The 1,191-nt window shown below is 53.4% G+C and carries 1 protein-coding gene; it reads right to left on the bottom strand.

The features are described from left to right. Positions 1–296: 296 nt before the first annotated feature. Positions 297–1,019 (bottom strand): UTRA domain-containing protein, encoded by a 723-nt coding sequence (locus ALO64_RS12905; RefSeq protein WP_005732905.1) that lies wholly within the window; start codon positions 1,017–1,019, stop codon positions 297–299. Positions 1,020–1,191 lie beyond the last annotated feature (172 nt).

Genomic DNA, 1,191 nt, shown 5'->3' with positions numbered 1-1,191 from the left:
CAAAATTTCTGACAGTCTCATTTTTGCAGCGCCTCCTTAACTTTTTCACCTCAAAAACTTTTTAAATTACGCTCACCCCTTTGCAGCTTAAAGTTATTTTCTCATTAAATTTTTAAATAAGCCGGACGTCTGCGCGCATGCACTCGACCTGAGCGGCCCGCACAGCCAAGGTTTTCAATGAAGAGGAAGGTCACGTCTTACTGGCTGGCACCCGCAACTAACAACGCGCTGAATACATCGATATTAATTTACTGAAACTTGCCGCATGCCCGGAGTTTTTGAAGAGCCGCACTCAACTACAACTTGCCACGCACATTGGCGCGCACATGAATAGCATCATGACGCCAGTATTCAAGATCGCAATCAATCAGTCGATCACGCTGGTCATAGTTTATTCTTGCAATACGCAGGCCGGGGCTGCCCAGGGAAACCTTCAAGGCGGCTGCAGCGTCGGCATGCAGTGCCGTGGGGACCATATCGAAACGTACTTGTCCGTAATGCAGGTCATAACAGCGGGCATAAAGCTCGGTGAGTGACTCGTTCAGGTCGTGATCGAGGATGCCGGGGAATAATTCTGGCCTCAGGTAATGCTCGACATAGAGCACCAGCCGCTGATCGATACGCCGGGCGCGGCAGATCTGGATCACGCTCGACAGCGCAGGCAGTTCGAGCATTTCGCAGATCATCGCCGAAGCCGGTTGCAGACGTGCCGACAGCAGCTGAGTGTGAGCCACTCTTCCCTGCGCGCAGACCATTGCGTGAAAATGGCTGCGCCGAATCAAGTCATACGCCAGTCGTGGCGGGGAAATGAACCAGCCGCGACGCTCTTCACGGTAAATAAGCCCTTGCGCCTCCAGTTGCACGAGGGCCTCACGCAACGTGATACGGGTGGTAGCAAACACCTCGCTAAGCTTGCGTTCCGCAGGCAGCTTGCTGCCATGCGGCAACAAGCCATGTTCGATCTGCTCCTGCAGAGCACTGCAAATCGTTGTTACCGCCCGTGGCACATCTTCGCGCATTCCGGTATCCGTCTGGACTAGACCAGCTCTATTGCGGGGCACACATCAGTGCAACCGACGCCATTAACTCCATTGCTTCAAGCCTAGGCCGGGCACATGACCATTCTGTGACATGACAAAACACGATACATGCCAACTGCTCCGAAAAAAGGCCTTTAGGGAGGCGCTGCAA

Origin of the sequence: Pseudomonas meliae, from assembly GCF_001400515.1 — a bacterium.
In the GTDB taxonomy this organism is placed as follows: Bacteria; Pseudomonadota; Gammaproteobacteria; order Pseudomonadales; family Pseudomonadaceae; genus Aquipseudomonas; species Aquipseudomonas amygdali.
Note: the sequence above shows the minus strand (reverse complement) of the source record. Positions and strands in the feature narration are given on the sequence as shown.